Raw genomic sequence first — 26087 nt, forward strand, 5'->3', positions numbered from 1 at the left:
TGAGAAAAATAAAACACACACAAACAACGAGTTTTTAAAATGAAAAACACCATTAAAACAGCTGTTGCGCTGTCAATATCTTTGGCGTTAAGTGGCCAAGTAAATGCAAATAAAGATGTTAACAAAGACGAGAAACCAAGTTGGAATGTTGATGCGCCTCAAGGGGAATTCTTTGACGCTAAAATATCAGTAGATCAAGGTACTTGGATGAACGTTGATGTGAGTCCTGATGGTAAAACGATTGTATTTGATCTGTTAGGTGATATTTATTCTATGCCATTAAATGGCAAAGCTGATCAAAAAGCGACATTATTAACAACAGATATTGCATGGCAAATGCAGCCTAAATTTAGTCCTGATGGCAAACATATTGCCTTTACATCAGATCAAGGTGGTGGTGATAACATTTGGGTGATGGATCTTGATGGCAAAAATGCAAAAGCGGTAACAAATGAGACTTTTCGTTTATTAAACAGCCCAGCATGGAGCCCAGATGGCGATTTTCTTGTTGCACGTAAGCATTTTACTGATACGCGTTCTTTAGGTGCGGGTGAAGTATGGATTTACCACAAAGCAGGTGGTAAAGGCATGCAGTTAACTAAACGTCCAAATGATCAAAAAGATTTAGGTGAGCCAGCCTTTTCTCCTGATGGTAAATATGTGTATTTCTCACAGGACAGCACAGCAGGTAAAACATTCCATTATTCAAAAGATTCAACTGCGGGTATTTACAAAATTAAGCGTTATGATCGCAAAACAGGCGAAATAGAAACAATTATTTCAGGTATGGGTGGTGCAATACGTCCTACACCTTCACCTGATGGTAAAACACTCGCTTATATCAAACGTGATGACTTTCAAACTAGCCTATATCTATATGATTTAGAGTCAGGTAAGCATACGCAAGTTTACGATAAGTTAGAACGTGATATGCAAGAAACTTGGGCTATTCATGGTGTATATACCAATATCGCTTGGACACCAGATAGTGATGAACTTGTATTTTGGGCTGCGGGTAAAATCCATAAGCTAGATGTGTCTGATAAATCAGTATCGCAAGTCCCTTTTAAAGTTCAAACCAGTAAAAAATTACAAAAAGCATTACGTTTTACACAAGATTTAGATACACCTGAATTTGATGTGAAAATGCTACGTAACGTGCAAGTTTCGCCAAATGGCAAAACAGCTTTATTTGAAGCTATGGGTCACATTTATAAACGTGATTTAAAGTCAGGAAAAGTAAAACGTTTAACGAAACAAAGCTCTCACTTTGAATTTTTCCCAACGTTTTCTCGTGATGGTAAAAAAATAGCATACACAACTTGGGATGATAACGACCAAGGCACAATTCGTGTTGTATCTGCTCGTAATGGTAAAGGCAAAACAGTTGTAAAGGCTCCTGGTAAATATGTTGAACCCGTATTTAGCCCTAATGGCAAAACTCTGGTATATCGCAAAGCACGTGGCGGTTCAATCTTAAATCCTGAGTGGTCATTAAAACCAGGTATTTATTCTGTATCAGCTAAAGGCGGTAAATCAGAGTTTATTACTAAAAAAGGCGCACAACCACAATTCGGTAAAGATGCAAATAAAATATACTTATTAGATAGCTATCCAAAGCCAAGTTTATTAATGGTTGAGCTTGATTCGAAGAAGGTAAGTAAGCTTTATGAATCAAAATTAGCAACTGAATTTAGAGTATCGCCAGATGGTGAATATTTAGCGTTTGCAGAGCGTTTCAAAGTATTTGTAACGCCATTAGTTGAAAACGGTAAAACAATCAATATTGGGCCTAAAGCGGCTCAATTCCCAATTGAACAATTATCAGAGCGTGCTGGTGAAAATATTAGCTGGAGTGCTAATAGCGATAAGTTATATTGGTCATTAGGTCCAGAGCTTTACCATAGTGATTTAGCTGGCATTTTTGACATAAAGGAATCAGACAGTGATTTTAAAGTTGAAAGTGGTGAAAATATTGGTTTTAAACAAACCATGCATGCACCAGAGGGTATGATAGCGTTAACTGGCGCACGTATTATCACTATGGATGGCGATAAAGTGATAGAAAACGGTGTATTACTGACAGATGGTAAACACATTAAAGCTGTTGGTACTGCTGCTGAAGTCGTTATTCCAAAAGACGCAAAAATAGTTGATGTATCTGGTAAAACAATTATGCCAGGTATCGTAGATGCGCATGCCCACGGTTCTCAAGCGTCAAATGAGATTGTACCTCAGCAAAACTGGAAGAACTTTGCAGGGTTATCGCTTGGTGTAACAACAATCCACGATCCATCAAACGATACAACTGAAATATTTGCTGCCAGTGAAATGCAAAAAGCAGGCATGATTGTTGGTCCGCGTATTTTCTCTACCGGTACTATCTTATATGGTGCAAATGGTCCAGGTTATACATCACATGTTGATTCGTTAGATGATGCTAAATTCCATTTAGAGCGTTTACAAAAAGTAGGTGCTTTTAGTGTTAAATCTTATAACCAACCTCGCCGTGAACAACGTCAGCAAATTATCCAAGCAGGTCGTGAATTGGGTATGATGGTTGTGCCTGAAGGTGGTTCATTATTGCAACATAATTTATCTATGGTTGCTGATGGCCATACAGGTGTAGAGCACTCTATTCCGGTTGCTAATATTTATAATGATATTAAACAAATGTGGGGTCAAAGTGATGTCGGTTATACACCAACACTTGTTGTAGGTTATGGTGGTATTTGGGGTGAAAATTACTGGTATGATAAAACAGATGTTTGGGATCACCCTAGACTATCTCAGTTTGTACCAAAAAATCAGCTTCTACCGCGCTCTATGAGGCGTCCAAAAGCACCTGAACACCATTATAATCACTTTAGTAATGCACGTGTTGCTTCGGAGCTTCAGGATGAAGGTGTTATTGTAAACTTAGGTGCGCATGGTCAACGTGAAGGTTTAGCTGCCCATTGGGAAATGTGGATGTTTGATCAAGGCGGCATGACAGGGCTTGAAACGATACGCGCATCAACACTTGATCCAGCCCGTTACTTAGGTCTAGATAAAAACATTGGTTCATTAGAAGTCGGAAAACTTGCTGATCTTATTGTCATTGATGGTAATCCATTAGAAAATATTCGTATTACAGATAGTGTTGATTACACTATGATCAACGGCCGTTTATTTGACGCTGCAAAAATGCAAGAAATGGGTAAGAAGAAAAGAGAACTGATGTACTTTGAGAAGTAGTAGATAATACCAATTCCGATAATTAAGTGACCACTCAGAGCTTATGAGGTTTTACAATTCTAGGCATGTCAGTGAATTAATGGTGATTCCCTTTCGAGCTGGCATAACAACGAAGTGTAAATCCTCAGAGGCTCCTTTTAGGCGGGTTTCAAAGCGCTTTGAATTCCCGCTGAGTGACCAGTTAATTAACGGAAATGGTATAAATATAAATAGGGTTATTAATTTAGCTCTTATTTTTATTGAGCACTAGTCAAAAAATACAAAAAAGGCTGCAATGAAATTGCAGCCTTTTTGTTATTCAACTCTAAATTTAATAGACTAAACGATACCTTGTGGTAAACGGCAGTCGTGCTCTTTTTCTGCTAGGTATACAATCCAGAATTCTTCAGCTGTATAACCGTCTTCGTTATTCTTAACGATAACCATGCCTTTATCTTTAGTTTCTACTGTTTTAACAGCAGCTTTTTTAGCAGGTTTAGCGGCAGCCTTTTTAGCAGGCTTAGCAGCTTTCTCAGGAGCTGCAGGTGCAGTACCAGATGAAAGTTCTTCAGTTAAAGCGGCAAGATCAGCTAGGCGCATGTTTTTGCCACCATCTACACTGTACCATCCTGCTTTAGCAACAACTTCAGGTTGTTTGCCGTTTGCTGCTTGATATGCTTTGTCAAAATCTTCTAAAACTTGTGCTTTATCAAGTTTGCTCATTATTATTCCTAATTTTTTGTTAAATTTGTTGCAGCGGCTTTTATACCGACTTTTGAAAGAATTATCAATTTTTTCAGGTTTTTCTTTCTTTTTGCTCAACTAAACGGGACAATTTTACAAATTTTAAGAAAATATTGAAAAATTATGAAACGTTCCGATTTAATGTCACATCTAAACAATTTGCTAGAACCACATACAATTAAGGATTTTTCTCCTAATGGTTTGCAGATTGAAGGCAAAGATAACATTACAAAAATTGTGACTGGTGTTACTGCGTCACAAGCTTTAATTGATGCTGCAATTAATCATAAGGCTGATGCTATTTTAGTACATCATGGCTTTTTTTGGAAAGGTGAAAGCCAACGAATTGTTGGTATGAAGAAAAAACGTATAGAAGCCTTGATAAAACACGACATAAATTTGATTGCATATCACTTGCCTTTAGATATTCATCCGACTTTAGGTAACAATGCACAATTGGCAAAGTTGTTAGATATTACTTATGAAGCAGGACTTGAATTAGGCAGTGCTAAAAGCATTCCCGTAAAAGGCATTTTAAATACGCCTTTGACCGGCAGTGAGTTTGCACAAAAAATTGCAACAGTATTAAATAGAGAGCCTGTTACTTCAATTGTGAGAGATGAGAAAATTAACTCCATCGCTTGGTGTACTGGTGGCGGGCAAGGGTATATTGATTTGGCTGCTGAGCAAGGAATTGATGCATATTTAACGGGTGAAGCATCAGAGCAAACAATTCACAGCTCTAGAGAACAAAATATTGATTTTTTTGCAGCTGGGCATCATGCCACTGAAAGATATGGTGTAAAGGCGTTAGGTGAACATTTAGCAGCAGAGTATAAACTCGAAGTGATTTTTGTGGATATAGATAATCCCGTTTAAATTCTAAGCAAAATTATCAAAAAAAATGCTCACTATTTTACTTGCGAGCATTTTATTATAAATTTTAAAGTCTAATTTAAATCGATTCAGGATCGTAGAGCCTAAGTAGCTTAATCCATAAAGTGCCTAAAAGTTCATGTTGATGTGCTGTAATTGCTAATAAAGCTTCAGGACTGGGTACAAACTGACGCCATAAGGGCTGTTCATTAAGCGCGTAGAAGTCTGTTGGTGCAGCAATGACATCTATACCCTGTTGGTTAAATAAATTTATTGAACGGCTCATATGTGCTGCAGAGGTCACTAGAGCAACTTTAGCATCAACAAGGCGGTAAGCTAATAACTTCGCTTCTTGTGCTGTATCTTTGGCTTTAGGGTTAGTTAAAATCCTTGTATGGTGTAAACCTAAACTATAAGCGGTCTTTTTCATGAGTTCACTACTGGTTGTGCCATCATAACCGTAACCAGATACAATCAATTTTGCCTGAGGGTACTTTCTGGCAATTCTTAAGCCTTCAACTAAACGTGAAAGAGAGCATGCACCCAGTTGTGAATTAGCAGGGCGGTATTTATTTGGTTTAATTTGGCAGCCTAATACTAAAATATAGTGTAACTTTTTATGTTTATTAGTATTAAAAACGTTGTATTTTATTTCCGTGGAATTGATTAAATTTTGAGTGACAATTGGCATACTGAGTAAAAACAAAATACTCATACTTGGGATGAAAAACAATAACCCCAAGTTCTTTTGTCTCAATGCCAATAACAATAAACCAAATGAAATTAATATGAACAACAAGGGTAAAGGCATTAAAAGATTGCCAAGAATTTTTTTTAATTCAAATGAAGACACTATTAATCAATTTCCTTATAAGTTGGTGTAAAAAATAAAGCCAGTTTTAAACCGGCTTTGTCTATTTATTTAAAAATAGAAATCTTACTCTGGTTTATCATGTTCGTGGGCTGCTTTTTCTTCTGCTAATTCTTCTTTTAGCTTTCTAATTCTTAAACCTAACTCTTGGCCTCGGTGTTTTGAATAATAAGTACAGCCAATAAACATGCTGGTGGCAAATATTAATTCTAAAACAACATAAATATCTAAAGAGACATAAAGCATGGTCAAAGAATGTAGGAAATAAATCATTACAATGAAATTAGCCCAAGCATAAGTATAAAGGTTATCCTGAATAATGCCTTTTAATGGCAGTAATAAAGGCAGGATATAAATCATAAATATAAAGCCATTACTGTAGCCTTCAGGCTTTGCTAAGTAAAATAGCCATAATGGCATTAATATTAATAAACCGACGTAACCAAAAATAGCTAGGCGTTGAAAGGTCTTTGTTTTATCTTGTTTTTTGATCATGTCACTTATTCAATTGTTGCGTAATTTTAGCCAGTCGATGTCCTACAGAATGGCATATTTTTATTTCATGAGAACTCAGTTCTGTACTATTACCAAGACCTGAAACATGACTGGCACCATAAGGTGTACCGCCACTTTGTGTACTTGATAATTCAGGAATATCATAAGGTACGCCTAATAACATCATACCATGGTGCAATAAGGGTAAAGATAACGTCAATAACGTACTTTCATTCCCACCATGCATGCTACTACTTGATGTAAAAACACTAGCAGGCTTGTCTATTAAGCGACCTTTTAACCAGAGTTCACTGGTTGTCTCCCAAAATGATTTAGCTTGAGAGGCCATCATACCAAACCGAGTAGGACTGCCAAAAGCAAGTGCTTGACAATGCATTAAATCATCTTGTGTTACCACAATATCTGATTCAGATTGTTTGATGAAAGTGCGTAACTTTACTTCCATATTATTACTAGAAATAGCGTCACTGATCTCATGCGCCATGCTTTTTACTGAGCCATGGCTTGAATGATAAAGTACCAGTATGTAGGACATTAAATAATGTCTAATACACTTTCTGGTGGACGGCCGATAGCTGCTTTATCACCATTTACAACAATAGGTCGCTCAATGAGCTTTGGATTTTCAGCCATAGCGTTAATTAATGCTGATTCATCATTTTGCGCTTTAAGGTTGAGTGCTTTATATAAGTCTTCTTTGGTACGCATTAATTGGCGAGCAGAATCAAAACCCAGCTTTTTAATAAGTGATGTGATTTCTTGTGCATCAGGCGCTGTTTTTAAATACTCAACAATTTCAGGTGCTACGTTATTTTCTTCTAATAAGGCCAAAGTTTGGCGAGACTTTGAACATCTTGGGTTGTGATAAATTTGAATTGTCATGTTTGATCCTAAATAAAAATAGCGCAAATTTTTAGTTGAAACTTTTTGTCATGAAAATAAGCATTTTAATGATAAAAAATTAAAGCGCTATTTTATACCCAAACAACATAAGATTGCTATATTGGAAACTTACCTGATGAAACAAAATACCTCATCAGGTTTTTAATCGCTAAAACTGAGTGTTTATAATTTAGCGAGTTCTTTTTGCATTTGACGATATTGTTTTAATAATGCTTTGAGTCTTTGGCGTTTAATATCGTCTGTTTTTTCAATAAAATTTAATGCCTTTTGAATTTCATCTGATGCCTGCTGGTAAGCGCCATAATCGATCATAATACTGGCACGAATTTCGTGATAGGCAGATTGTTTTTTTTGCATCTTATAGGTTTGCGCCATTAAATCTTTACCTAATGGATGATCTGGCTTATCTAGTAAAAAGTATCTTAATAATCGTTCAGCTAATGGGTAGTCTTTAGCTTCGATGGCGGCATTGGCATAGTTTAAGGTAATGACTTGGTTATTAGGTTTTAATTGATAATGCTCTTTTAATAATGTTAAAGCTGCTTGGGTATTTTTTTGCGCGATTAATAAATCTGTTTTACTGTCTAAATAAAAAAGGTTAGCAGGATCTGTTTTTAGTAACTTGGTTAAAATCTCTTGTGCTTCATCAAGCTTTTTTTGATCTATCAGTGTTAAAGCTAAACCGTATTTAGCTGCAGTTCTATCAGAAAACTGATGCTTTTTTATATCATTTCTAAATAGTTGCTCTGCTTTTTCTGATGTAGTGGTAAAGCGGGCTTTAATTCGGCTTTTAGCTAACAAAAAATCAAGATTAGAATCTATAAATTTTTCAGGGTATTGCTGTGCTCTTAAACGGATATCAGATACACGGCTATCTGGTAATGGATGTGATAATAAAAAGACCGGTGGTTTTTGCTTGAATCTTAATTGCGCGGATAACTTGGCTAAAAACTCACTTGATGCACGAGGATCAAATCCTGAATTATTTAAAATCGTCATACCGATGCGATCTGCTTCTTGCTCAGCGCCACGACTATGTGTCATTTGACTTAACATGTTTTGGGTTTGATTGGCAGATATGATTGCCATGCCTGCTTCTGGGTTAACTATGGTTGTTAATATACCTGCAACCATACCTGCTAATGTTAAGCCTGAATTATCTTGCTGTTTTTGTAATCGGCGCGCTAAATGCCTTTGTGTTACGTGCGCGATTTCATGACCCAATACTGAAGCAAATTGACTTTCATTATCTGATTTTGCAATCAAACCGGCATGAACACCAACATGACCACCATAAAAGGCAAATGCATTTATTTCGTTATTTTTAATCCAAAAAAATTCGAATGGAAAACGAATATCATCAGCATGGGCAACTAAGCGGTTACCTATGCTTGTCAGGTACTCATCCAATAAAGGGTCTTGGATCACAGGAGATGAACTTTTTATTTTCATCATCATGATTTCGCCAATCGCTTTTTCTTTTTCTAACGGCAATACTTGTAATGCGGATGTGCCTAAATCAGGCAGTTTAAAACTTGACTGTGCTAATACGGGAGAAGATAATAAAAATGCACCGATAACTAATTGTGACAGTTTTTTTTTTTTATTCATTTTATTCCTTGTTTGCTTGCCCGTTCATAATTAGCTGTGCAAGCATGAGTTCATCTTGATCAAGTGAGCTTTCATTTTCGCAAACATCGTAATACTTTTTGATTGAGACTCCATCAACCTTAACAATGTTCAATTCTTGTTTTAAAAAAGTTATTATTTTATGCACAACCTTGTGAGCATGAATGATTAATGCTTTATCAGCTTCATCGCCTCTTTGAAAATAAAATTGTATATATTTATGTAATTGATTAATTCTTAGAATGAGTCTCATTGAATGAGGGTCCCACACTATGAATTCCATCATTTTATTATCTTTTACATATTTATTAATTTCTACATCTTTAGCTAAAGGGAAAGCTTGTAGTTCAAAACCGCGATCGGTAAAAACTTGGTAAAGCGTAATTCTTGGTTTTTTTTTGCAAATAATGCCATCAGCATTATCTACTGTGCCCGCAAGTATCTTGAGATTCCAATTACGCTTGTCAATTATGCGTTTAATTGCTGTATCAAAACCGTGAGTTAAAATACCTTCGGATTCACCTAATGATGAAGCAACTAAATGATAAAACGGCGGTAACTCACCCCAGTTTAATTGTTTTTTATACCAGTTAATGTCCTTTAACGTAGGATTACCTGGTAATTGTGCTCTATCATTTTGGGATGTCATTAAATTATACCTATTCCTTATCTTCTATAAGCATAATGCATTGTGTGGTTTTGGTATAGCTAAAGTCCCTTAAGTTAGCGGACCCATTAAGTTAGACGATAGATTAGATTCCATTTATTTTACTTTACCGTTATTATTCTTAAATCTTTAAATATAGTTGTAGCTTTAATGGCTAAATTTGATTTAACACAATATCAGTGCCCCCAATTATTTGTTCAATTTAAGTATCAATTAAAACTAAGTATGATCGACATAGAACAAAATAACAATTCGAGGGTAATTGAATATTCAATTTCGGTCGAATCGGATATTAAAGATATTGAACGATATTTGAAGTCTCATCAATACAGTTATCAAATAGTAAGTCTCGCGGATAATAATGAACTTATAGTGAGTTTAATAAAAGGGAATAATTAAGTGTTAGAATTTTTAAAATCTTGGTACGAACGTAAATTTTCAGATCCCCATTCAGTTACATTGTTTCTTTTATTAATTGCATTAGTCGCATCATTGTATTTTGTTGGCTCTTTGATCATACCTGTACTTGTTGCTTTGGTAATAGCCTATTTATTGGAATGGCCAGTTTTAAAGTTACAGAATTTAGGATTAGCTAGATTAACAGCTTGTACGAGTGTCATGTTGTTATTTGCAGGTGTCATGGTGGCATCATTTGTGACTATGGTGCCTGTGCTTTGGCAACAGTCTGCAAATTTATTGCAAGAAGCGCCTTCTATGTTAGAGCAGGGAAAATCATTTTTAATGCACTTACCCGAGCGTTATCCAGAATTAATCAATGCACAACAAATACAAGGAATAGTATCTAATGTTGAAAACAAAGTATTAGAGTTTGGTCAGCAAATTCTCTCTTTTTCTTTAACATCATTAAAAGACGTTGTTGCTTGGATGATATATTTGATACTTGTTCCACTACTGGTATTTTTTATGCTAAAGGATAAAAATGAGCTCACTTCAGGTATTGAAACCTTTTTACCAAAACAAAGACGTTTAATAAGGCAAGTATGGCATGAAATGAATCAACAAATCATGAACTATATCCGTGGCAAGGTTATTGAAATTGTGATAATTGGTGGAGCTTCATTTATCGCTTTTGCAATTTTTGATTTAAGATATGCAGCACTGCTAGGTGTATTAGTAGGTTTATCGGTATTAATACCTTTTGTTGGTGCAGCACTTGTGACTATTCCAGTAGCAGCAGTGGCTCTATTTCAATTTGGGTTAGCACCAGAGTTTTGGTATTTGTTAATCGCTTATGGGGTAATTCAAGCGTTAGATGGTAATGTATTAGTACCTTTGTTATTCTCTGAAGCTGTTGATTTAAACCCTGTTTATATCATAGTTGCGGTATTGTTTTTTGGTGGTTTATGGGGGTTTTGGGGCGTGTTTTTTGCAATCCCATTAGCATCATTAGTACGTGCTTTATTAAATGCATGGACAACAGAAGAAGCTCACAAAGATGAAGTAACAGGTTAAAATAAGCGTAAAAAAGGGCTATGTTTTTAAATCGCCCTTTTAATCGAATTTGAAAACTAAGTGTTGTCAGTTAAAAAATCAATCACAACTTGATGATGTTCTTTAGTTTTGAATTTATTAAATACATGTTTAATTGTACCATCTTGCGCAACTAAAAAACTTAATCTATGAATGCCATCATATTCCTTACCCATAAATTTCTTTAAACCCCAAACACCAAATTCATCAGCTATCGCATGATCTTCATCAGATAATAATGTGAAGTTTAATTCTTTTTTAGTTTCAAAGTTTTTGAGTTTTTTCACAGGATCAGGACTTATACCTACAGAAACTGTATTGAGCTTAGCTAAGGTTGCTTTTTGGTCGCGTAGATTTTCAGCTTGAATGATGCAGCCAGGTGTCATAGCTTTAGGGTAAAAGTAAACTAATACTTGGTTTTCTTTTAATAATTCAGAAAGCACAACAGTCTGACCATTTTGATCTTGTAAAGAAAATAGAGGGGCTTTATCGCCAGCAACTAATGTATTCATGTTTATATCCTAGTATTTTTAAAATTAGCGTATTCGTCGCAGTATAGATTCAAGGTTGAGCTCAGTACACAAACGCTCAAACTTCAGTTTGAAACTATCTAAGGAAGTCTCAACTTCTACATTGATTTCTAAGGTAGAACACATATGAAGTTGATTGTCTTGCTCGTAAGTGTCAGATTTCAATGAGCAAATATCAATATTATCTTCAGCAAGAAATGAGGTTACCTTACTTAATGTACCTTCAGTATCAATACCTTTATATTCAAGTGTATAGCCTGCACAAAAGTCACAGCCAGTTCTATTAGTGGTTCGCTTCATCATGGTAAGTAAACCCATTTCCATACTCTTTACCGGAATAGTATGCTCAATACGGCTGATCGCTGACATATCTCCTGATAAAAGCATGATAATCGAGAATTCGTTACCTAAAATTGCAATACGGCTATCAATAATGTTACAGCTACATTCACTCACTAACTGTGTTAACTCAGCAACAATCCCGGTACGATCATCCCCGATTGCGGTTAAAACAAGCTGTTGATTTGAAAATCCTGGCATTTATTTATCCATGTACCCCTACGTTGGGTGCGAAGTTTACCACATCAAAAATAGAAACACTCTGCATTCTTGTTTTTAGTAGCTTAGGAAAGTAATATAGGCTCTAATTTCATATTTTTAATTGCTTTCAAGTAATAACTGAATGATTTTCAAGCAATCAACTCGAATTATGACCAATTCATAAAATGAGATAATATTTTTAAATCATATTTTGAACCAAATAGAGTATAGCCTACTCATAATAGAAATAAATTAGGCATACTAAGGAGAATAATAAGTGCAGTATTGGATCCGTAAAAGTTTGGTATTGGGTGTTATCACAGCATTATCAGGTTGTAGTGTTTTTATAAATAATGCGCATGATGAAAAAAACTACCGTGTATCAGAGCAAATTAAAGTGCCCGCGGATCTGCAAAAGCCATATCAAGACCCTGAATATGTGATGACGCCAGCGCAATATAGTAAGGCGATGCCAAGTGATATGGTAAAACCGCCAGCGCAGGTTTTAAACGTGGCTAGTGGTAGTTGGGTTGAAGAAGGTGATAAGCAAACACGTATATTTTTTGATAAATCAGATGGTATTGACGATTTAAAAGGCTTTATGTGGATAGCCTTAAATGAGTTACTTGATGAAAACAAAGTAACTGCAACAGATAATAATGAAGCAAAAGGTGAATTATCTACTGATTGGTATTCAATCCATAAAGTACAAGACGTTTGGTTTTGGGAAGAAGAAAAAGAAGTCAGTAAACAAAAATTCAAGTTTACCATTGAGCAAAAAGAGCACCAAAGAACAGCTTCAATGAAAACTGAACTACTTGACTTTCAAAGTAAAGATGAAACTTTAACGCCTATTTTACGCCAACAACTTGAAGCGGGCGCATTAAATGCGTTTGTAAGCCAATTTGATTTTAAATATCGTCAATTGATGGTTGAAATGCATAAACAACAAGGCATCGTTTCTTTGGAAATGGGTTTTGATAATCAAGGTAATGCTGCTTTGGTAACAGAGCAAAGCTACGAAGCTATTTTTGAACGTTTTTCTTCATTCATTGAAAAATTAAATTTCACGATCAATGAACTAGATGATGAAAAAGGTTTGATCACTGCCACTTATGAAAAACCAGATTCAAGTGTTTGGGATTCTATTTGGGGTGATGAAATTGCTGAATTACCACTAGAATCAGGTCAATATCAGATGTTATTAAATAAAAATAACTCAGGTGGTACAAGCATAACTTGGATGGATGAAGAAGGTGAAACTTTGGAACCTGGTACTATGAATGATCTACAGCAAGCCTTGGTTAAAGTATTACGAAAAAAAGGTATTAATCTTTAAATTTAGACATAATATTAATATTTAATAAGTACATAAAAGAGCGCTTATTGCGCTCTTTTATGTATTAGTTTATTAAGCAATTTCATTAATTAAATTATTTTGTAATGTAAAATTTAATTAATGAAATTGATGCAGTATAGGTTTATTTATGAATTCACAACGAATCGATAATCAGATGTTATATCATTGGCGTACAATTTTGACTTTTATTGTACCTTCATTAATCGGGGTGTTTTTATTTATGACTCCCGTTCAAACGGGTGACGCTTTTACTATCCCCATCGCACTGTTAGCAAAAGAAATTCAAAACGTCACCAGTACTTATATTACACACATAGTATTGGCCGTTATATCTACGACGGCATTTTTGAGCTTAATTACAAAAATATTTAAACCGCAATTTATAATGAAACGTGATTTTTTACGTCATTTATTAGATGTATCACCTATTTGGCTTACAACCCGCTTTATGGGCATGGTATTTGTATTTATCACCTTTTTTAAAGTCGGACCTGAAGCGGTTCACTCTGCAAATACCGGTACTTTAGTTTTACATGACTTAATGCCTGTATTATTTTCAGTATTTGTATTAGCAGGCTTGTTATTACCTTTATTACTCAATTTTGGTTTGCTAGAACTAGCCGGTACCTTGCTAACTAAAGTAATGCGCCCATTATTTAAAGTACCTGGTCGTAGCTCAGTTAACTGTGTTGCATCTTGGTTAGGCGATGGTAGCGTTGGCGTATTGATGACCTCAAAGCAATATGAAGAAAAGTTTTATACCCAAAAAGAAGCTGCTATTATTGGGACTACGTTTTCTGCAGTATCAATTACATTTAGTTTAGTTGTAATTGGACAGGTAAAGTTAGAGCATTTATTTGCACCTTTTTATCTTACAGTATGTTTAGCCGGTGTAGTTGCTGCACTTGTTGTTCCTAGGCTACCACCACTGAGAAACAAAAAAGACGAATATATTGATGGCACGTTAAAACAAGGTCAATCAGAAGCTTTGCCTGAAGGTAAAACATTATTTAAACATGGCTTGCATGTGGCGCTAACAAAAGCGTATAAATCTCAAGGCGTAAAAGGTACATTAACTGAAGGCATTAAAAATGCGGTTGATATGGTGTTTGCGGTATTGCCTGTAGTGATGGCTATTGGTACTTTTGCATTGATTATTGCTGAATATACACCATTTTTTCAATGGTTAGGTATGCCATTCATTCCTCTATTGGAATTATTACAGATCCCTGAAGCACAACAAGCATCACAAACAATTGTTGTTGGTTTTGCAGATATGTTTATTCCTTCAATTTTAGCTGCAAACTCAATTGAAAGTGACTTAACACGTTTTGTGATTGCTGCAATGAGTGTTACGCAACTTATATATATGTCTGAGATAGGTGCTCTAATTTTAGGAAGTAAAATACCTGTAAGTTTATGGGAACTGTTTTTAATATTTTTACTACGTACTTTAGTAACACTGCCTGTGATTGCTTTAATGGCGCATTTGTTAGTTTAGCTGTTACTGTTAATTAAAACTAAAACCCTGACCTTTATTGGTGAGGATTTTTAGTTTTTTCTTCTGTGTTATCTTTATTATCGTTGTTTTCAGTTGATTCTTTTTCTTTTAGTGATGCTTTAGCTTTTTCTATTGGATCTTGATTTAACCTCTTCATTTCAAATTTTGCTGAGTATTTTAAGAGTGCAATATTGCTCCATACAACACCAAAAACAATTGCAATTATGAGTATAACTTTCCAAGTTTCCACTTTGTTTCACTTATTCTTAAAAATACTATGATAGCATTTAGTACAAATAGGGTAAAACCCTGTTAAACTAAATGCTTTGCAATATCTAAATTCACTTACTTATTAGTGAAACAGAACTTAATTTAACTGGAGTAAACTGTTGAAGACAGAAAATGTCTTAATATGGCCAAATGAATATATCTTACTTTTAAGAGGGTTATTAGAACAAAATGGTGCATTTATATTAGATGCATTAGAGGCTTGGCCAAATTGCAATGAATCTGTAGATGCTCAAGAAGTATGCAGTATCAGTTTACCGCCAATATATTATATTTTATGGCAAAAACCAGCAGAACCTTTTGAAGACTTATATTGTCAGCATATTAGTGATTTTGATGATACATCACAAGAATATATCGAGTTTGTATTTAATGAATTAAAACAGCAGCTTGATTCTGATGAAGCAATTACAACGCTGTTACTGCAAAGACTGGCAAATTATTGTGATTTCCCATCTCAAATGTCAATTGAATCTAAATTAAGCCTAGTTAATTTAGCGCAACAAAAGCGGTTTTTTAATGTTTTAAAAATGTTGCTAGAATCTGGTTTAAAGCTATCAACATCAGATGTCATGTCTTTACTTGAGCACTCAGAACTCCATTCTTTAGTTTTGCCTTACCTTGAATCTAACTTGATTGATAAACCTGAAGTTATCAATTTATTGACCGAACAGCTATTGCAAGGAGAGGACAGGTTTGAGTTTTTAGTTAAACTCAAAGGTGATATATCTGAATCTGAAATATTAGATCAAGCTTTATTACAGCAGCTTAAACATGATTCTCCAAAACAAAGCATTTGCAAACGTTTTTTACAGCAAGGTGCAAAATGCTTAATCGCAGATGAGAGTGGTAAAACATCACTAATGTGGGCTGTACAGCAAGGGTTTCTTGATGTTTTAGAAGAACTAAGCACACCTGAATTAATTGCTCAGCTTGATAATGAAGGAAATAATGTTTTACATTATGCTATTAAATATAAAAACGAACTCGCAATACGTTTTCTTTTAAATCAAAGTATTGATTTTACATTAAAAAACAATATTGATTTAACCGCATATGGTTTGGCAATTGAACTAGGGCATAAAAAAATAGCTCTGTTATTGGAAACTGAATTTGGTATTAAAGAGTTAAGTGAAGTAAATAAATTCAAGAGAATAAATTTAGTGCATTCACTTCATGCATTTATTGGTTTTTTATTACCAATACAGCTTTTTTTCTTTTTTGATCCGACATTTGATGCAAAAAGTGAACTGTCGTTTATTTTGGCGTTATGCTCAATGTTAATAATGTTTTTAGCAATGAATTTAAAGCGATGCAGTCTATATCCAGATATTAAGCATTCTTGGAGCCTTTCAATATTGCGGGCACTTTCACCGGTAAGCTTATTATCTCAATTATTGCTTTTATTAGTTGTCATTATTGCAGCGTTAACATAGAAGAGGCCCACACTGTACTAGTGTGGGATAGGGCTAAATTTAGCCTAGGAGATGGGCCCTGTACTGTCTCTGATCACAAGTTCAGGTGTAAAAGTTTTAATGATTTCTTTATCTTGATTTCTTTGGCCTCGGGTTTTTGAAAATAACAGTTTGGCAGCATGCTGAGCTATTGTTTCAATTGACTGGCTTGCAGTTGTTAGTTTTGGCCAAGTTTGACGAGAAAACGGCGAGTTTTCGAATCCTGAAATAGAAAGCTGTTCTGGGATTTTAATTTCCATCAGCCTTGCTGCAAACAAAGCACCTGCGGCTATTTCATCATTACAAGCAATAATTGCTGTTACATTTTTATTAAGGCCAATAACGGCTTTTGCATTTTCAACACCAGATGAAAATGAATATTCACCCTCTAAAATAATGGATTCATCAATTTCAATGTTATTTGCGATAAGGGACTCTTTATAGCCTGCTAGTCGCTCATGTGTTGATTTATGTCCTTTATCTCCAGATAAAAAAGCGATGTGTTTATGGCCTTGTTTGATTAAATGATTTGAAACTTCAAATGCTGCATTATGATCATTTACATAAATGCAGTCAGTTTGTTGAGGGTCTGATTCTTGGCCTGATAAAATGCGTACATAATGAATGCTCTGAGCATCTAACATATCAATTACTTCAGGGATTTCAGATAATGGGGGTGTTAATACTAAGCCTGAAATGCGAGCACGCTTAATCATGGTTTTTAATTCTTCAACCATATCCTTATTAGCATACGAACACGGGTGAATAAGTAATTCATAACCTTCATTTTTACAACATGATAATATGCCATTTTGCATATCTAATACGTAATATGCATTTGGGTTATCGTATACTAACCCTATGGTAAATGATTTACTACCTGCTAGATTTCTTGCAGCGAGGTTAGGTTGGTAATTGAGCTCTTTTACCGCATCCATTACTTTGTCAAAAGTTGTTTTTCTAACAGATGGTTCATTATTAATAACTCTAGAAACAGTTTTAATTGAAACACTGGCTAATTTGGCGACATCATTTATTGTAACTTTCATCTTAATTCTTTTAGCTTTTGAAAAGTAAAATGTAATTAGAAACCATTTTACCTAGTTTATTTAAATTGTATGCAACTATGGCATATTAATTTTTGTATTAATAATCAATTTAGTATCAATTTTTCATCAATCCCAATTGACAGCGTTGTCATTTTAACATATTGTTATCATAAACGTGGTCAGGATGAACCTAATTCAGATTATCACTTAGTCGAATATTTTGTTAAAATATCTGATTGCACGTAATTTGAAAAATTAAACAGGTAGAAATAAGATATGAGTTGTCGTTCTCAATTATCAAGTTGGCAGTCTTTACAAAAATTAGCCGAAAAAATGAAAAGTACTCATTTAAAGGACTTATTCTCTCAAGATAACAGCCGTTTTGACAAATTTTCAATACAAATGCCTGGTTTATTGTTCGATTACTCTAAAAATCTGATCACAACTGATGAAATGAACGCATTGCAATCATTAGCACAGCAGACTGAACTAACAGCATGGCGTGATAAAATGTTTGCAGGCGAAAAGATAAACTTTACTGAAAATCGTGCTGTATTACATGTTGCGTTACGTAATCGAAGCTGTGCGCCAATTTATGTAAATGGTGAAGATGTATCTCAGTCTATTGCTGCCGAACTTTCAAAAATGCATGCTTTTGTAAATAAAGTACGTAGCGGAGAGTGGAAAGGCTATACCGGAAGAGTGATCACTGATGTTGTCAGTATCGGCGTAGGTGGTTCTAACTTAGGACCTCAAATGGCAACTGAAGCATTGCAAAATTATGCTGACGAAACATTACGTATTCATTATATTTCTAATGCAGATGGTGTTCAAATATCAAAAGTATTAAAACAACTTAACCCTGCATCTACATTATTTGTTGTATCTTCTAAAACATTTACAACTTCTGAAACCATGGCTAATGCAAAAACGGCTGTAGCTTGGCTTAAATCTGTAGCTAATGATGACACCGCAGTTGCAAAACATTTTGTTGCTGTCAGTACAAACCTAGAAAAAACAGCTGAATTTGGTATTTCTAGCGATAATGTATTTACGATGTGGGACTGGGTCGGCGGACGCTTTTCAATGTGGTCAGCAATCGGCTTACCAGTTGCATTATATTTAGGTTTTGATGCTTTTATAGAGTTATTAGAAGGTGCTTTTGAAGTTGATGAACATTTTAAAAATGCACCATTAACTAAAAACGTACCTGTGATAATGGCATTATTGAGTATCTGGAATACCACATTTTTAGGTGCAAAAGCCCAAGCAATATTACCTTACGACCAAACAATGCATATGTTGCCAGCTTATTTACAGCAAGCTGAAATGGAAAGTAATGGTAAATCTGTTACATTTTCTGGTGAAGCGGTACCTTATACAACTGTACCACTTCTATGGGGCATGACAGGTATTAATGGTCAGCATGCATTTTACCAATACTTACATCAAGGTAATACAATTGTTCCTGCTGACTTTATTGGTTCAATTAAGCCAACAGTCGAAGTAAATAATCATCACGAAATTTTAATGTCAAACTTTTTTGCTCAAACAGAAGCTTTAATGACAGGTGTATCCGCTGAACAAGTAAGAGAAGAGCTAACTGCTAAAGGCCACAGTGCGCAAGAGATTGAAAATTTAGTTAATCATAAAGTACATAAAGGTAATAGACCAACAACCTCTATTTTATTAGACCAGGTTGATGCAAAACATTTAGGTAAATTGATTGCCTTATATGAGCATAAAATATTCTGCCAAGGGATCTTATTACAAATTTGTTCATTTGATCAGTGGGGCGTTGAATTAGGTAAGGGCCTAGCTTCAAAAATTCAAAATGAATTAGAAGATAATGATGTTGTGGCTGAGCATGACTCATCAACAAATGGCTTAATTAGTTACTTTAAAAATAAAAGAATTTAATACGTAAAGAATACCTTGAACGGGTAGCGCTGGAGCTATTGGGACCTGTGGTTTTGTGAGAGGAACGCAGGCTCCCTTTACTCATTTTATGTGACTATTTGTTTCTAATAATTATAAAAGCAGGTTTAACAGTTTATTGCTCCTGTTTTACTTCAAATGATGAATTTCATTCCCCCATTAATAAAAATTAAATACTTCTATGTTTCCAATAAAAATAGTTACAATGCTATTAATTAACATTGAGTGTATCAAGGATTTATAAATGTCGAATATCACTGAAAAATTTTTTAACTCTAAAGAAGAGTTAACAGCTGCATTAGCATTAGATATTGAGCAACGTATCGTAGCAGGTATCACAAAAGATAACCGCGCTGTTATATGTGTTTCTGGTGGTTCATCGCCTAAACCTGCATACCAACATTTATCAGAGTTACCACTTGCTTGGGAAAAAGTTGATGTTGTTATGGTTGATGAGCGCTGGGTTGAGCCAAGCCATGATAAAAGTAATGAAACTTTTATAAAACAAACATTGCTACAAAACGAAGCTGAAAAGGCAAACTTTTTACCTATGAAAAATTCGCAGTCATCGGCATTTGAAGGCCAAGCTGAATGTGAAAATGCTTTTCAAGCATTAAAGCAACCATTTGATATCACAATTTTAGGCATGGGACCGGATGGACATACAGCTTCTTTATTTCCGCATGCTCAAGGGCTGGAAACAGCACTATCTACTAATAACTTAGTATGTGCAATTGAAGCGATACCAAGTAAAGTTACAGGAGATATTACACAAAGAATGTCTTTATCCCTTCATGGTATTAAGCAATCAAAAGTGATTAAGTTACTGATCAGTGGTGAAGAAAAACTGTCAGTTTATAAACAAGCAAAGCTTAGCGGTAACGTTGAAGATATGCCATTACGCGCAGTTTTAAATCAAACTGATGTAGAAGTACAAGTTTATTGGGCACCATAGTAATAAAATTTTTTTGAATTACATTTATTATGGTTTTTATTCATAATAAATGTAATTTATTTCATATTAATTTCAGATACTTCCTTCCATAATTTGAAATCCCCTTATTTAAAATTTATTTTAAGCTTCTGATTTATAGTTTTTTTATTTACTTCTTGAGTAGTGTAAATACTCAACTATATTTATAGTTACAATTTATCTCACGGTTACATCTTTACACGCCATGGTTACTTTATGTAATATCTACGTGATTAAAGGAAATACCACAATATTAAAAACTCTTTGTTTATATAATGCTAATGAGCTGTATATTATTTATTTTGTGTTTAAGGGCTATTTTGTACAATAAATATAAAATAAATGTAGCCAAGATGTAATTACGTGTGTATCGTTTGTATCTAGATGACAGCGTTGTCAAAATTTTATTGTAAAATAGTGACAACGCTGTCATTATCACTGGGCAGAAAGTGAACTAAAAACAACTAAATGATTCGAGGGGAATCCTGTGTTAGCTAAAAAATTTAAAAGAAATCTATTAGCAGTTAATATTGGTCTGGCAATGAGTGCTGGTTTTACTGGTACTGTATATGCTGCTGATGAAGCTAAAGTAAAAGAAGATGTTGAAGTAATTGAAGTGCGTGGTATTCGCCGCTCTCTTGAGGCATCTTTAAATACAAAACGTTTTGCTGAAGGTGTTGTTGATGCAATAACAGCTGAAGACATTGGTAAGTTTCCAGACAAAAATGTAGCAGAAACTCTAGCTCGCATACCTGGTATCACAATAGATCGTACATTTGGTGAAGGTCAAGGCGTTACGATTCGTGGTGTACAACCAGATCAAAATTTAACTTTACTTAACGGCCAAGCCGTTGGTACTGCACAGTGGTTTGTATTGTCTGATGCAACACGTAATTTCAACTTTGAATTATTAGCATCTGAAATGGTAGCAGGGCTTGAAGTTTATAAGTCAGCGCAAGCTGATATAGATGAAGGTGCTCTAGGCGGTACAGTTATTTTACGTACACGTAAACCGCTAAATTTAGATGCAAACACGATTAGTGGTTCAGTTGAAATGCAATATGGTGATTTAGCTGAAGAAATGGACCCTGGTTTATCTGGTTTATATAGTTGGAAAAACGAAGACGATAATTTTGGTGTTTTAGTTTCTGCATCTTTACAAAACCGTACAGTACGTCGTGAAACAAAAGAAGATTTTGGTTGGTTCGGTCCTTCTATAGAGCGAATTGACCCTTTAATGGAACCACCTAAAGGAGCTAATGAAAAAGGCGCTACACCTTGGGGAGTAGGTTCTGCATTATTTGAACAAGATCGTGAACGTATTGGTTACGATATTACAGCTCAATGGGCACCTACAGATAACTTAGATATGTCACTTCATTATTTCAGCTCAACAATGAAAGCTGATAATGTAAACTCAAATTTAATAGGTATACCATTTAGAGGTGTTGCTTTCCTTGGTGAAGATACAAACTCAGGTACTGTGAACGGTGATAACATAATTGATTCGTTAGATGTTACAGGTCTTGCACATCGTCCTGGTTGGGCACGTCACATGGCATATGATAATATTTATCGTGATGGTAGTGAAATGTCTACTAATGTAATTGATTTTGAAGGTGATTTGTCTTTAGAAACAGGAAAGCTACATTGGCAAATAGGTACGACTGTAGGTGAAGGAACAAATAAAGATTTCTTTACTGAAATGTGGGTAGATGCTTCTGATGAAAGAGCTGCATTTAACTTTACTAACCCTGGTGGAACTGCTCCTGCTATTGACTTTACGGCTGCTAGCCCATGGTTACAAAATCCAGGTAATGAATTCTGGTTTTCTTCATACGGTACAAATGCAACAGATGCGCAGATTTTTGAACAGTTAAATGAAACTGAAGATAAAGAAGATTATGTACAAGTTGATTATTCATGGTATGTAGAATTCGGTGGTATTTCAGAGTTAAAATTTGGTGCTAAATATCGTGATCGTTCTTTATCACAAGATCGTTGGCGTTCATACATGCTAAATGGTGCACCAACAGGTGAAGGGAGCTTTGGTCCGGCAAGTGATTTCTGGAGTGGTAGCATGAACTCTGTTAGTCACAATGGAACAGATTTAGCTAGTCAAACATACTTCAAACCTGATCGTGATCTGATGTATTCAGCATTTAGCGGAGCAGCCCAGTGTACTGAAGGAAGTGACACTCTATGTCGTGTTGATAATGAGTTCTTAGGTACATCTTCATTTAATGTAGCTGAAGAAATCACTGCATTATATAGCATGGCTAAATTTAATGTTGAAGGTGTTAGAGGTAACTTTGGCTTAAGATATGTTACAACTGATGTGACTTCATCAGGGACTGATAGTTCAGGTAAAGTGGTATTTAAGAATGATTACAGTGAATGGTTACCAAGTATAAATGCTGCATATGATATGACGGATGAGATTATTATTCGTGCAGCAGCTAGTCGTGGTTTAACACGTCCAGGAGCATTCCAATTAGCACCCGCGGTTAATTTAACAGTCGAAACAAGTTCAGGTACTGCTGGTAATCCTGATTTAGCACCGTTAATATCTTCTAACTATGAGGTTGGTGGTGAATGGTACTTTACTGAAGCATCTCTAGTTGGTTTTACTGCGTTCAAAAAAGATATCAGTAACTTTATATACACTACAACAGTTTCTAAAGAAATTAATGGTGTGCAAATTGATCAATTAAGCACTCCTGTTAATGGTGGTAATGCTGCAATTGATGGTGTTGAATTCCAACTTCAACATGACTTTGGTAATGGCTTCGGTGTGTCATTTAACTATACATATACTGATGTTGCTGATGTAATCGTTACCGAAGCTGCTACAGTTTCTGATGAAGATGGAAATATTTCTGGCGCTACTTTAGCTGACCGTACTATCAAGTTACCTAATGCATCTAAAGATTCTTATAACTTAGGCGCATTTTATGAAAATGAGCAGTTTAGCGCACGTGTAAACTATAACTACCGTAGTGAATACTTCTTAGCTCAAACTGAATTTGGTAATCGTTACAGAGAAGCTCAATCAAATGTAGATGCACAGCTTAGCTGGAATGTAACTGACTACATGACTGTTAAATTAGAAGCATTAAACCTTACTAATGAAGTTTGGGAAAATTACTATGAGCGTGAAACTGATGGTACACAAGTTGGTGGTACGCAAAGTTCAAACGGTCGTCGTTATTACTTAGGCGCAAGCTTTAACTTCTAAGCAAGTTAAAATACTATAGTTTAAATTTAAAACAGCCTATTTAATAGGCTGTTTTTTTTGATTTCGTTATAAATTATACCAGTTGTATTAAGTAAGTTTTCACTCAGAGCCTTTGGGTGGGCAATTCTAGATATGTTATCGTAGTAATGGTTACTCTCTAATAAGATAACATAACAACGAAGTGTAAACCCCCAATGGCTTTTTAAGGTGGGTTTAAAACGATTTATGCTGCATTAAATATAACTATGGGTTCAGTTATTTTCCTTGTCTAAAGCGCTTTTAACTCCCGTTGAATGGGAAGTTAATTAGTACAATTGGCATAACTTAAATTAATAAATCACATCTTGCTTATCTAAAACTTCTATAAAATTAGAATACCTTTTTTTTGAATTAATATTTTATATAGAATCAATAAATTATAAATATTGTATTAGTAATTAAAATGTTATTTAAACGTAAATAACACTGTTAAGAAAATCGTTTTTAGGTACAATAATGATAGCGCTGTCATTTCTGTGGCGCTAGTCTTATATTGAAGATAATAAAAGGGTTATATAAAATAATGCAGTACAGTTGGTTAAATGGAATTATTGAAGGAATTAAACAAAGTAAAAATATAGACGATATAAAATCTCAATGTGAAGCAATATGTCGTGCATTAGAAATTGATTTTTATTCGTTTGTAATTAGGATACCAAGTTCACTTTTTAGCCCCGAAATTATTACATTATCTAATTACCCTCAATTATGGCAAGAACATTATTTTTCTCAAGAGTTTATGAGTTTAGACCCTGTTATAGCGTATAGTCAACAACATATAACTCCAGTAAATTGGAGTGACTTAACTAACTATACTGACTTCAATTCCCCAAAAAAATTAACGGTGTTAAAAGAGGCAAAAACTTATGGGTTATGCACTGGGGTCAGTATTCCACTTAAAGCTCCAACAGGTGAAATGAGTGTTTTTAGTTTGTCTTCGACGTCTCAAAGGTGTGTGATAACTGAGTGCCAGATAAATATACAATTACAAGCGCAAGTGATTGCTCCATATCTTCATGAAGCCATTAAAATAATTAATTATAAGGCAAAAGAGATACTGAGCCATGATGAGGTTAAAATAACTAATAGGGAAGAGGAGTGCTTATTGTGGGCCTGTGAAGGGAAAACAAGCTGGGAGATTTCTAAAATAATAGGTATATCTGAAAGAACTGTGCTTTTTCATTTAAATAATGTAAGCCAAAAAGTAGGGGGTGTAAATAGGCAACACAGTGTAGCTAAAGCCCTTTTAAATGGACTTATTCAGCCTAAGTTTTAATGAATTGTTATCGTTTTATTTAAAATACCTTTAGTACTATTTATTTTCCAGACATTACCAGTAGGGCTTGCATCATTGATAGTAAGTCCTGATTTTGTAGCAAGATAGCTTGTTATTTGATCAACTATATTCAGTGAAATTAAGTGATTTAACTCTTCATCATCTACGATAATAACAACTCGGTTATATTTAATATTATTGAGTGAATCTTTATTGAGGTATTCATCCATTTGATGCCAAATAAATTCCTTATTTATATAAGTGAAAACCTGATTTTTAGATTCTTGGCTTAAGCTTTTAATTCGAGGTGCTAATTGCGCTGTTAGCGCCTTTGTAAGTAGATAACCAGAGTTGGTTATTTGAATTAAGATATCATTAAATACTTGCGCAGAAGTTTCCATTTCAACATTAATTTGACTAGTTTCATCTAGATATTTAAAGTTGATACAATGAATCCATGGGCGTTTATAAATTTTTTTATGTAAAAAATCTCCATTTATTTGATTTACGAGTTCAGGTGATAAATTATCTATAATATTCAGGCCAATTAATTTTGCTGCTTTTAATGTTGCGTTTTGTACTTTTTCAGCACAGACAATTTTTTTGATTCTTAATTTTTTTAGTTCTGTAATCATATTTTTATCAGGAGACATTAGTAAATAGACTGTACTATTTTCAGGAGTTTTATTTATTTCTTTGCATCTTTCTTCTAATTTATAGATTGCTCTATAAATTATAGTATTGTTTTTTTCACATATAATTGCCTGTAATGCTAATTCAGAACTTAGCTTTTTTTCACGCTGAATATCAATCAATAACGATATAAAATGTAAGTGCTTATCCATTTGAGCCTTAATTTTTGGTGCTAGATTTTAACTGTTTTTAAAATATCAAATCTAGCCATAGCGATCATAGTTAAGAGGCGGTAAAGTACTTTCACCGATTCTAAATATATAAAATTAGCGATAAAGAATGCTTAATATATTTT

The 26087-nt window shown here is 34.5% G+C and carries 22 protein-coding genes; 10 read left to right on the forward strand and 12 right to left on the reverse strand.

Annotated elements, in window-relative coordinates; all coding sequences use genetic code 11:
• Positions 1–39: 39 nt before the first annotated feature.
• Positions 40–3237 carry an amidohydrolase family protein gene (locus PSA_RS09730; protein WP_042144902.1) on the forward strand — a complete coding sequence of 1066 codons (3198 nt, stop codon included), beginning with the start codon at positions 40–42 and terminating at the stop codon, positions 3235–3237.
• 318 nt (positions 3238–3555) lie between these two features.
• Here PSA_RS09730 and PSA_RS09735 read toward each other — a convergent pair whose 3' ends face one another.
• Positions 3556–3939 (reverse strand): hypothetical protein, encoded by a 384-nt coding sequence (locus PSA_RS09735; protein WP_042144903.1) that lies wholly within the window; start codon positions 3937–3939, stop codon positions 3556–3558.
• Positions 3940–4083: 144 nt separating this feature from the next.
• Between PSA_RS09735 and PSA_RS09740 the strand changes: the two genes are divergently transcribed.
• Entirely contained in the window at positions 4084–4839 is a 756-nt protein-coding gene (locus PSA_RS09740) for a Nif3-like dinuclear metal center hexameric protein (RefSeq protein WP_042144905.1), read from the forward strand.
• A gap of 76 nt (positions 4840–4915) precedes the next feature.
• Here the strand turns inward: PSA_RS09740 and PSA_RS09745 are convergent, their stop codons facing one another.
• The 6 genes from PSA_RS09745 to PSA_RS09770 all read right to left on the reverse strand — a co-directional run bounded on the left by PSA_RS09745 (position 4916) and on the right by PSA_RS09770 (position 9404).
• The gene (locus PSA_RS09745) at positions 4916–5689 is read right to left on the reverse strand and encodes an ElyC/SanA/YdcF family protein (protein ID WP_231665242.1); all 774 of its coding nucleotides are present in this window, start codon (positions 5687–5689) and stop codon (positions 4916–4918) included.
• Positions 5690–5773: 84 nt separating this feature from the next.
• Positions 5774–6202 (reverse strand): DUF2069 domain-containing protein, encoded by a 429-nt coding sequence (locus PSA_RS09750; RefSeq protein ID WP_042144907.1) that lies wholly within the window; start codon positions 6200–6202, stop codon positions 5774–5776.
• A 1-nt stretch (position 6203) separates the two neighbouring features.
• A complete protein-coding gene (gene wrbA, locus PSA_RS09755) occupies positions 6204–6758 on the reverse strand; it encodes an NAD(P)H:quinone oxidoreductase (RefSeq protein WP_042144909.1) in 555 nt (184 codons plus the stop codon).
• Entirely contained in the window at positions 6758–7105 is a 348-nt protein-coding gene (gene arsC / locus PSA_RS09760) for an arsenate reductase (glutaredoxin) (RefSeq protein ID WP_042144911.1), read from the reverse strand. Before arsC ends, wrbA begins: the two co-directional genes overlap by 1 nt.
• A gap of 183 nt (positions 7106–7288) precedes the next feature.
• Positions 7289–8737 (reverse strand): M48 family metalloprotease, encoded by a 1449-nt coding sequence (locus PSA_RS09765; RefSeq protein ID WP_042144913.1) that lies wholly within the window; start codon positions 8735–8737, stop codon positions 7289–7291.
• A 1-nt stretch (position 8738) separates the two neighbouring features.
• A complete protein-coding gene (locus PSA_RS09770; protein WP_042144915.1) occupies positions 8739–9404 on the reverse strand; it encodes a hypothetical protein in 666 nt (221 codons plus the stop codon).
• A 417-nt stretch (positions 9405–9821) separates the two neighbouring features.
• On the opposite strand from PSA_RS09770, the gene PSA_RS09780 reads away from it, so the two are divergent.
• Positions 9822–10895 carry an AI-2E family transporter gene (locus PSA_RS09780; RefSeq protein ID WP_042144918.1) on the forward strand — a complete coding sequence of 358 codons (1074 nt, stop codon included), beginning with the start codon at positions 9822–9824 and terminating at the stop codon, positions 10893–10895.
• Positions 10896–10951: 56 nt separating this feature from the next.
• On the opposite strand, the gene bcp is transcribed toward PSA_RS09780, so the two are convergent.
• Positions 10952–11425, reverse strand: coding sequence for a thioredoxin-dependent thiol peroxidase (bcp, locus tag PSA_RS09785; RefSeq protein ID WP_042144920.1), 474 nt, complete (start codon positions 11423–11425; stop codon positions 10952–10954).
• 24 nt (positions 11426–11449) lie between these two features.
• Positions 11450–11983, reverse strand: coding sequence for a glycine cleavage system protein R (locus tag PSA_RS09790; RefSeq protein WP_042144923.1), 534 nt, complete (start codon positions 11981–11983; stop codon positions 11450–11452).
• Positions 11984–12260: 277 nt separating this feature from the next.
• Here PSA_RS09790 and bamC point away from each other — a divergent pair, with 277 nt between their 5' ends.
• Both bamC and PSA_RS09800 read left to right on the forward strand, forming a co-directional pair.
• Positions 12261–13322, forward strand: a complete 1062-nt coding sequence (gene bamC / locus PSA_RS09795; protein ID WP_042144926.1) for an outer membrane protein assembly factor BamC — start codon at positions 12261–12263, stop codon at positions 13320–13322.
• A gap of 148 nt (positions 13323–13470) precedes the next feature.
• Positions 13471–14844 carry a YjiH family protein gene (locus tag PSA_RS09800; RefSeq protein ID WP_042144928.1) on the forward strand — a complete coding sequence of 458 codons (1374 nt, stop codon included), beginning with the start codon at positions 13471–13473 and terminating at the stop codon, positions 14842–14844.
• A 34-nt stretch (positions 14845–14878) separates the two neighbouring features.
• Here PSA_RS09800 and PSA_RS09805 read toward each other — a convergent pair whose 3' ends face one another.
• Entirely contained in the window at positions 14879–15094 is a 216-nt protein-coding gene (locus PSA_RS09805) for a DUF2897 family protein (RefSeq protein WP_042144931.1), read from the reverse strand.
• Between the two features lie 139 nt (positions 15095–15233).
• On the opposite strand from PSA_RS09805, the gene PSA_RS09810 reads away from it, so the two are divergent.
• A complete protein-coding gene (locus tag PSA_RS09810) occupies positions 15234–16568 on the forward strand; it encodes an ankyrin repeat domain-containing protein (RefSeq protein WP_042144933.1) in 1335 nt (444 codons plus the stop codon).
• 44 nt (positions 16569–16612) lie between these two features.
• Here PSA_RS09810 and PSA_RS09815 read toward each other — a convergent pair whose 3' ends face one another.
• A complete protein-coding gene (locus PSA_RS09815; protein WP_042144935.1) occupies positions 16613–17635 on the reverse strand; it encodes a LacI family DNA-binding transcriptional regulator in 1023 nt (340 codons plus the stop codon).
• A 276-nt stretch (positions 17636–17911) separates the two neighbouring features.
• Between PSA_RS09815 and pgi the strand changes: the two genes are divergently transcribed.
• The 4 genes from pgi to PSA_RS26300 all read left to right on the forward strand — a co-directional run bounded on the left by pgi (position 17912) and on the right by PSA_RS26300 (position 25099).
• A complete protein-coding gene (gene pgi, locus PSA_RS09820; protein WP_042144937.1) occupies positions 17912–19555 on the forward strand; it encodes a glucose-6-phosphate isomerase in 1644 nt (547 codons plus the stop codon).
• 262 nt (positions 19556–19817) lie between these two features.
• Positions 19818–20528 (forward strand): 6-phosphogluconolactonase, encoded by a 711-nt coding sequence (gene pgl / locus PSA_RS09825; protein WP_042144938.1) that lies wholly within the window; start codon positions 19818–19820, stop codon positions 20526–20528.
• Positions 20529–21033: 505 nt separating this feature from the next.
• Complete coding sequence (locus PSA_RS09830; protein WP_231665243.1) at positions 21034–23784, forward strand: TonB-dependent receptor; 2751 nt, start codon at positions 21034–21036, stop codon at positions 23782–23784.
• 532 nt (positions 23785–24316) lie between these two features.
• Positions 24317–25099, forward strand: coding sequence for a LuxR family transcriptional regulator (locus PSA_RS26300; protein ID WP_127924101.1), 783 nt, complete (start codon positions 24317–24319; stop codon positions 25097–25099).
• Here PSA_RS26300 and PSA_RS09840 read toward each other — a convergent pair.
• Complete coding sequence (locus PSA_RS09840) at positions 25096–25944, reverse strand: hypothetical protein (RefSeq protein WP_042144941.1); 849 nt, start codon at positions 25942–25944, stop codon at positions 25096–25098. The genes PSA_RS26300 and PSA_RS09840 overlap by 4 nt on opposite strands.
• Positions 25945–26087: the final 143 nt, after the last annotated feature.

Origin of the sequence: Pseudoalteromonas sp. '520P1 No. 423' (assembly GCF_001269985.1) — a bacterium.
Taxonomy (GTDB): Bacteria; Pseudomonadota; Gammaproteobacteria; order Enterobacterales; family Alteromonadaceae; genus Pseudoalteromonas.